This is a genomic window from Colwellia sp. C1TZA3, from assembly GCF_007954265.1.
In the GTDB taxonomy this organism is placed as follows: domain Bacteria; phylum Pseudomonadota; class Gammaproteobacteria; order Enterobacterales; family Alteromonadaceae; genus Cognaticolwellia.
This window is the reverse complement of the sequence record NZ_VOLS01000010.1, coordinates 85,531-93,828: the sequence shown is the minus strand read 5'-3', so window position 1 is coordinate 93,828 and position 8,298 is coordinate 85,531. Positions and strand designations below refer to the sequence as shown.

The window sequence follows — 8,298 nt, the reverse complement described above, 5'->3', positions numbered from 1 at the left end:
ACTAGTTAAAATAGCTCAAGGCTGTGTTGCTCTCACTCCCAATAGCCAGCTATTGCTCAATCGAGCGCCTTACCTTGAATTATTTTTCCTGCGCACAACAAGATCACAAACTTAATGGAACTGGTATAATTAAGTGATCACCTTTTTCATGAGGAAAAATTGATAAATACAAGGCATAAAATTTAGTCAGTAGTTATACCAATCCCATTAAGTTATTGCTCACTTGTACTAGTTAAAATAGCTCAAGGCTGTGTTGCTCTCACTCCCAATAGCCAGCTATTGCTCAATCGAGCGCCTTACCTTGAGTCATTTTTCCTGCGCACAACAAGATCACAAACTTAATGGAACTGGTATTATTCACCTTATAAATTTTATAACGCTGTAGTTATTCATTTTAACCATTAAAAATGAGCAGGTAATTAATCAACTTGGTATAATACCAATCCCATTAAGTTATTGCTCACTTGTACTAGTTAAAATAGCTCAAGGCTGTGTTGCTCTCACTCCCAATAGCCAGCTATTGCTCAATCGAGCGCCTTACCTTGAGTTATTTTTCCTGCGCACAACAAGATCACAAACTTAATGGAACTGGTATAATTAGCCCTTTCAACCTTGTTTTAAATTCTGTGTGCTTTTTATGATACTAATCAAATTATGCTATTTTTGACTGCAATTAAATATTGAACTGGTATCTATGCCCTTAGAGTTAAGGATCAATGTTATGTGGCATATTAGAAAAATAAAATCGAGCTATTAGGCTGTTATAGTAATGACAACTTTACAGTGATTAAGTTACCAATATTATTACGATGAATATGTGCTTTTTTACGACGGTATCGCTAGAAAAAATAGCATATAATTGCTACTCTATAGCACTTATAAACAAGGGCATTAAAGATTAATTATTGCTTCAAATAGCTTTAATTTAAAACCTCTTACAGGGCTAACACTCCACAGTTTAAATAATTGCATCAACATAGGTATAAATTAAATAATATGACTACATTCTGGCTGGCAGTTTTATCATTAATAGTGATTGCATTACTTATTGTCTGGCGTATTTTTTCTTCACCTAAAAATAATACCGGTGCGGAAAATCTAAATATTCGTCAAGAAACCAATGTCACACTTTATCATGAGCACTTGTCACTTCTCGACAATGATTTGGCTGAGGGCAGTATTGGGCAAGACAGTTACCTACAGTTAAAAGCAGAGTTAGATAAAACACTTTTGCAAGATGCTACATTAAGTCAATCGCCAACGGTTGAAAAACAGCAGGCATCACGGTTATGGCCATTAGGTATCGCATTGGCTGTGGTTAGTTTTAGTTTATATACCTATATGAACCTTGGTTCGTATGCGCAATTAAGTTCACCTGTTGTTAGTAATGACAATAACGCGCAGAGTGAATTAAACCCAGAACAAATGCTGGTTTTTCGTTTACAGCAACTTCAGCGCGAAGTAAAAGACGACCCTACTAATTCACAAGCTTTGTTCAGCTTAGGTCAAGCCTATATTTCTGCTGGTGAGTTTGACAATGCGATTGAGGCATTTGACGGTGTAATGAAGCAAGTGGGAGAGCATGCTGAGTTATTAGGGCCAAAAGCTCAAGCGATGTATTATAAAAATAATCAGCAACTTAACCCAAACATTCAAGCTGTGATTGATAAGGCACTAGTGTTGAACCCATTAGACGCATCAACTAATATTCTTTTAGGTATGGACAGTTTTACCAATCGAAAGTTTGCTAAAGCAGTGCAGTACTGGGAAGTCGTTTTAAATAGTGATCGACCAGGGATAAGTACACAAGCATTAGCGGGTGCTGTGGAGGAAGCTAAAAACCAATTACGATTGAGCAATGAAAATACAGCTTCTGGGACGGTTAATGCTGAACTTGATGCAAACTTACCACACCTGACTATTGAGGTCTCTTTAGCGGCTAATATTCAAGAACAATTGATCAACAGTGAAGATAAGACCGTATACATATATGCCATTGCTACAGAGGGTCCTAGAATGCCTTTAGCTGCTGTTAAAATTAAAGCCAGTGACTTGCCGGTCAGTATAGTCTTAGATGACTCACAAGCAATGACGCCACAAATGCGCTTAAGTAGTGTCGATAAAGTACATATTTACGCGGTAGTGTCTATGCAAGGTAGTGTAGGTATCAAGTCGGGTGACTTTAAAGCAGAAGCACTTAATATTGATGCGATGGAAAAAAGTTTGATTACAATGAAAATATCAGCACAAGTACCATAAAGGTAATGGCTTAAGTGTCACTGCAAAATTTACCTTCGGTAACATTTGTGGTGACATCTCAGCCGAGAAGATCTGATTTGGCACTAGTCTTGACTAGTTAAAATCAGCTAAACTTAGTCCCAATAATGTTTTAACATTAATTTACAGGAATTATCATGATCCCAGAGCTCGGGCACTTCGCACTCATTATTGGGTTAGCGTTTGCATTATGTTTAAGCGTAGTGCCGCTGATTGGCGTAGCGCAGAATAATCAACAATTAATTAATAGTGCCAAACCATTAAGTTTTGGTCTCTTCTTCTTTGTAGCAATCAGTATTTTTTTATTAGCCTATAGCTTTACGGTTGATGATTTTTCAGTCAAATATATTGCCGGTCACTCGAATAGTTTATTGCCATATTACTTCAAAATCAGTGCTGTTTGGGGCGGACACGAAGGCTCTATGCTATTTTGGGTTTTTGCCCTAACGTGTTGGACCTTCGCGGTTAGTGTTTTTAGTAAGCAACTAGAAAAAGAATTTGTCGCCCGTGTTTTAGCTGTAATGGGCATGATCGCAGTTGGCTTTATTTTATTTACGCTCTTAACCTCTAACCCGTTTGAGCGTTTATTACCCAATTTTCCCCTTGAAGGTCGTGATTTAAATCCATTGTTACAAGACATTGGCTTAATTATTCACCCACCCATGTTGTATATGGGCTATGTTGGCTTTTCAGTTGCTTTTGCTTTCGCTATTGCTGCCCTTATGGCTGGGAAAATGGATGCCGCATGGGCACGTTGGTCTCGCCCATGGACGGTTGCTGCTTGGTCATTTTTATCAGTAGGTATCGCGTTAGGCAGCTGGTGGGCATATTATGAGCTTGGCTGGGGCGGTTGGTGGTTTTGGGATCCGGTTGAGAATGTTTCATTTATGCCATGGCTTGCCGGTACTGCACTAATTCATGCGTTAGCAGTAACAGAACAACGTAACACTTTTAAGCATTGGACATTATTACTGGCTATTTTTACTTTTTCTTTGAATTTATTAGGAGCGTTTTTAGTACGCTCAGGTGTTATTACCTCAGTACATTCATTTGCAGTAGATCCAGGGCGTGGCATGTACTTGCTCGTATTATTAGCGATAGCCGTTGGCGGCTCGTTAACGCTTTATGCCTTTAGAGCTGCAAATGTTAGTAGCCCTAACCGTTTTACGTTTTATTCACGTGAAAACGCTATTTTAATTGCCATGTCAATATTGGTCACGGCGACAGTTACTATTTTATTAGGCACACTTTATCCGCTTATTATTGATGCCATGGGGCTGGGTAAAATATCAGTAGGTGCACCATATTTTAATGCTGTGTTTGTTCCTATGATGATCGCTTTATTTCTATTTATGGGTGTTGGGCCACTTACCCGCTGGAAAAAAGCGCGTAAAGGTGAACTATCTAAACATTTAAATAATACTTCAATTTTTAGTGTAATATTTGGTGCTGCTTGGCCGTTTATTTATGCGGGTGAGTTTAGCCTAAGTGCATTTATTGGCATGACTTTAGGTTGTTGGATTGTTTTAGCTGTTTTAAAAGATGTCTTTATCAATGCTAAGCAGGCTGATGGTCGCTTGAAATTTTCAGTTGTGCCACTTAATCATATTGGTATGGCGCTTGCCCATGCTGGCATTGCAATTACGGTTATCGGTGTGACTATGGTGTCGACCTATGAAAAAGAAATGAACGTGAAAATGGCGCCAGGTGAAAGTGCTAATTTATCAGGTTACACAATAGAGTTTGCCGGTACTAAAGATGTTTTAGGACCTAATTATAGCGCAATTCAAGGGCAACTTAAGGTTTCACTGGACGGTGACTTTGTTACATTATTACAGCCAGAACTACGGACCTATAAAGTACAAAGCATGGGCATGACCGAGGCGGCCATTCATACCAACTTATGGCGTGACATCTATGTTGCTTTAGGTGATCCGTTAGATCAAAACTCTTGGTCAATGCGTTTATATTATAAACCTTTTATTGTCTGGATATGGTTAGGTGCCTTTTTTATGGCAATGGGTGGTTTCTTAGCCATATTAAGTAAACGCTATCGTAAGCGCGTGCTAGTAACAGAACAAAAGCTTACCCAAGCTAAACCCGTTGTTTTACAAGAGGCATAATTAGTGAAAAGCATTATTCGTTTTATCCCATTAATTTTATTTTTTTTATTGGCGGTATTATTATACCGAGGTTTATTTCTTAATCCGCAGTCGATGCCATCAGCCATGATAGGTAAGCCATTGCCAAATTTTGAATTGCCGACATTAAAAGCGCTTGATCAACCAGTAGGTCGAGACGATCTAAAAGGCGATATTGTTTTACTTAATGTCTGGGCTACTTGGTGTATACAGTGTAAATATGAGCATCCATACCTGCTTAATATTGCTCAAGATCCGCGTATTAAACTCTATGGCCTTAATTTTACTGATGATCACAAGGCCGCCTTAAGTTGGTTAAAACAATATCAAGACCCTTATGTTTTTTCTATTTTTGATGAACAGGGCGCACTTGGCCTAGACATTGGTGTATTTGGTGCGCCTGAAACTTTTGTTATCGACCACACGGGTATTATTCGTAAACGTTTCGCAGGTCCGATTAATGATGAGGTATGGCAACAAGAGTTTCTGCCGTTAATCGAAACGCTCGAAGCAGAAATGGCCGAAGGAGCGTCTTAATGCGAAATCCAATAGGCAGTCAGATTGGCACATTAGAGTATGTTATACGCTTAGTTATCGGCACCATATTGTTAAGTGCTCTGTGGGTAACTAGCGTAAATGCAAGCTCAATGGATACCTTTCAATTTAAGGATGAAGCAACCCAATTACGCTTTCAAATATTATCTAAAGAGTTACGGTGCCCTAAGTGTCAAAATCAAAATTTGGAAGATTCGAACTCGAAGATTGCCGTAGATTTAAGAAATAATCTTTATAACCTGTTACAAGAAGGTATGAGTGATCAAGAAATTATTGACTTTATGGTCTACCGATACGGCGATTTTGTTTTATATCGACCGCCATTAAAAGAACAAACTTATATCCTATGGTTTGGTCCATTGGTTATTCTTTTTGGTTTTATTATCGGCGTGGTATTTGTGTTACGAAAACGTAGTCAAGTTAAGGTAAATGAACATGATTTATCTACACAAGAGCAAGCTAACTTGGATGATATTCTCAATAAGAAGTAAAGCCATTAAAACCCGTAAAAAAATTTAAAACTTAAAGTTAAAATTGATGAAATTAGTATTACTTATGGTTAGATGATGGTTATTTGAGCGTTATTTCATCGCTAGAGTAAAAGGGTTTCATTTTTATTATTATTGGGCTAACATGCTCGCTCATATTGCGACTTTAAAGCGTGTAAGTTAGTGAAATGGCCTAATTAGTTAGTTACTAAAGTGAATTATAATTTTAGTTAATTAAACAGCTACTCAATAATTACAACGCATAATAGCGGTAAATTAATACTGCAGTTAAAATCGCCCGAAAAGTACAATACCCTCGTGTAAAGAGATAAAGATGTTAGAAAATATTCGAGAAAGCTCTCAAGGATTAACAGCCAAGATTATTCTTGGTTTTATTATTTTAACCTTTGCTGTTGCCGGCATTGGTAGTTACAGCAACTCAGTTGATACCTCAGTGGCTGATGTCAATGGTGATAAAATATCACAAGATGAGTTTAATAAAGCTTATCAAGCACAACGCAATCGTATGGCTGAGCAGTTTGGTGAAATGTTTGAAACATTATCAGCTGATCCTAGCTACATGAGTAATTTTCGTAACGGTGTGGTTGATAATTTAATTAACCAAAAGCTTATCGATCAAAACTCAGAAGCGCTTGCTATTCGCGTAGCTGATCAGCGAATTAAAAGTACCATTCGTAATATGGCAGAATTTCAAATTGACGGTGTCTTTGACAACAATCGTTATTTAGCGATGATTAATCAGGCGGGTTTTTATCAATCAGCTGATTTTCGTGACTATTTACGCACTGAAATGACTCGTCGTCAATTAACCCAAGCATTGGTGGCAAGCGAATTTAGCTTACCTTACCAAGAAAACATGTTTACTGCTTTACAAAACCAGCAACGTGATATTCGTTTTGCAACCATTAATGCTGAACAATTTAAAGCCAGTATCGAGTTGAGCGATGAAGAAGTTAATGATTATTATCTTGCTAACAAATCGCGTTTTGAAAACCAAGAGCAGATAAAAGTTAATTACATTACGCTTGATGTTGATACTATTGCTAAAACAATGATGCTAAGCGATGCCGATGTTGAAGATTATTATAAAAGCAATATTAATCAATACCGCGATGAAGAACAACGTCGTGTTGCTCACATTCTTATTGAATTTGGCGATGATGAAGCAAAAGCTAAAGCCAGAACAGCAACGATACTTGCTAAAATAAATGCAGGTGAAGACTTTGCTACATTAGCAAAAGAGCATTCAGCCGATACTTTTAGTGGTGAAAACGGCGGCGATTTAGATTGGATTGACGCTGGTGTAATGGACACCGCATTTGATGATGCCGTATTTGCCTTGTCAGGTATTGGTAGTATAAGTGAAGTGGTTAAAACTGACTTTGGTTTTCACATTATTAAATTGACTGACTATAAAGCTGAGAAAGTACAAAGCTTAGCTGAAGTACGTGACAATATTGTTTTAAAAGCTAAAAATGAAAAAGCGCAAGACAAATTTTTTGAGCTTCAACAAGAAATGGCGCGTTTAAGTTTCGAGTTTCCTGACAGTTTATACGATGCTGCAGGCGCAATTAATGCCACCATAAAAACATCTGACTGGTTAACGCGTGGCGTTAATACTGCGCCTTTTAATGTTGACAATGTTGTTGATGTGGCTTTTTCTGATATTGTGGTGAATGAGCAATTAAACTCTGATATTGTTGAAGTTAGTGATAACTTAGCGATTGTAATGCGCTTAAATGAATACCAAGCAGCCAGTGTCAAACCCCTTGCTGAAGTCAGCGCACAAATCGAAAATATTTTGCTAGCGATAAAAGCCTCTGAAAAAGCTCAAACTGTTGCGGATGAATTACTGGTTGCATTTAAGTCTGGTACTGATATTACTGAGCAACTAGCTACCATTGGCGCTGCTATGGAAGTTAAAATAGCCGTTGCACGTGTCGGTAGTGGCTTAGATGCAAGTTTAGCACGTGAAGCTTTTAAACTGCCTCGCCCAAGTGAAAGCGCGGTATCGGCAACGACAGTAAATCTTAGTAATGGCAATTTAGCGTTGCTTGAGGTGCAAGCAGTCAACGAAGGTGCAGTGGTAGACTCACCAAACTTGTCACAGCAGTTAACTCAGCAATTGGCACAAGCGTCTTATTTAAGTTATGTTGAATCGTTAAAAGTCGGCGCAGAGATTGTGCGTAAAAAAGTGCAAGCACCGACCACGCAATATTAACGTATAGCACTATGTGAGCTAATAAAGCTTAAAAAAACCAGCCAATAGGCTGGTTTTTTACTTTTTAAGGTTTAAGTTTTATTTGCTCATCAGTCCAAAGGGGGGCAATAACTTAATGGGATTGGTATAAGGTATGTGGTTGTGTTAAAGAAACAGTTTAGTGGCTAGGTAATTTGAAGAAGCTCAAGTTTTCAGTTCGGTATAATAATAGATAATACCCATCTCACCAATTACCTATTATTTGTACGGGTTAAAACAACCCACTACGGCGTTATTTATTTACTCATTATCATTGCATGGATGCAGCTTATTATACCAGTTCCATTAAGTTTGTGATCTTGTTGTGCGCAGGAAAAATAATTCAAGGTAAGGCGCTCGATTGAGCAATAGCTGGCTATTGGGAGTGAGAGCAACACAGCCTTGAGCTATTTTAACTAGTACAAGTGAGCAATAACTTAATGTAATTGGTATTAGACAATGTAGGCGCCTATTGTCCTGAACAACGAGTGATTAAAATAAACGCCTTGTACTTGGTTTTTTTCTAGCATATAAAGTAGCTTAGATCATTAGTGAAACTGGTATAACTTATTTGCCA

Annotated in this window: 5 protein-coding genes; all 5 read left to right on the top strand. The window is 37.9% G+C overall.

From position 1 onward, the window contains the following. The first annotated feature begins 996 nt into the window (after positions 1–996). A complete protein-coding gene (gene ccmI / locus ESZ39_RS05030; protein WP_146878687.1) occupies positions 997–2,259 on the top strand; it encodes a c-type cytochrome biogenesis protein CcmI in 1,263 nt (420 codons plus the stop codon). A 155-nt stretch (positions 2,260–2,414) separates the two neighbouring features. Continuing rightward, positions 2,415–4,400, top strand: a complete 1,986-nt coding sequence (locus ESZ39_RS05025) for a heme lyase CcmF/NrfE family subunit (protein WP_146878686.1) — start codon at positions 2,415–2,417, stop codon at positions 4,398–4,400. Positions 4,401–4,403: 3 nt separating this feature from the next. Then, positions 4,404–4,955, top strand: a complete 552-nt coding sequence (locus ESZ39_RS05020; RefSeq protein ID WP_146878685.1) for a DsbE family thiol:disulfide interchange protein — start codon at positions 4,404–4,406, stop codon at positions 4,953–4,955. Next, positions 4,955–5,464 carry a cytochrome c-type biogenesis protein gene (locus ESZ39_RS05015; RefSeq protein ID WP_146878684.1) on the top strand — a complete coding sequence of 170 codons (510 nt, stop codon included), beginning with the start codon at positions 4,955–4,957 and terminating at the stop codon, positions 5,462–5,464. The genes ESZ39_RS05020 and ESZ39_RS05015 overlap by 1 nt, the downstream gene beginning before the upstream one ends. Before the next feature lie 331 nt (positions 5,465–5,795). Next, positions 5,796–7,703 (top strand): SurA N-terminal domain-containing protein, encoded by a 1,908-nt coding sequence (locus ESZ39_RS05010; protein WP_146878683.1) that lies wholly within the window; start codon positions 5,796–5,798, stop codon positions 7,701–7,703. Positions 7,704–8,298 lie beyond the last annotated feature (595 nt).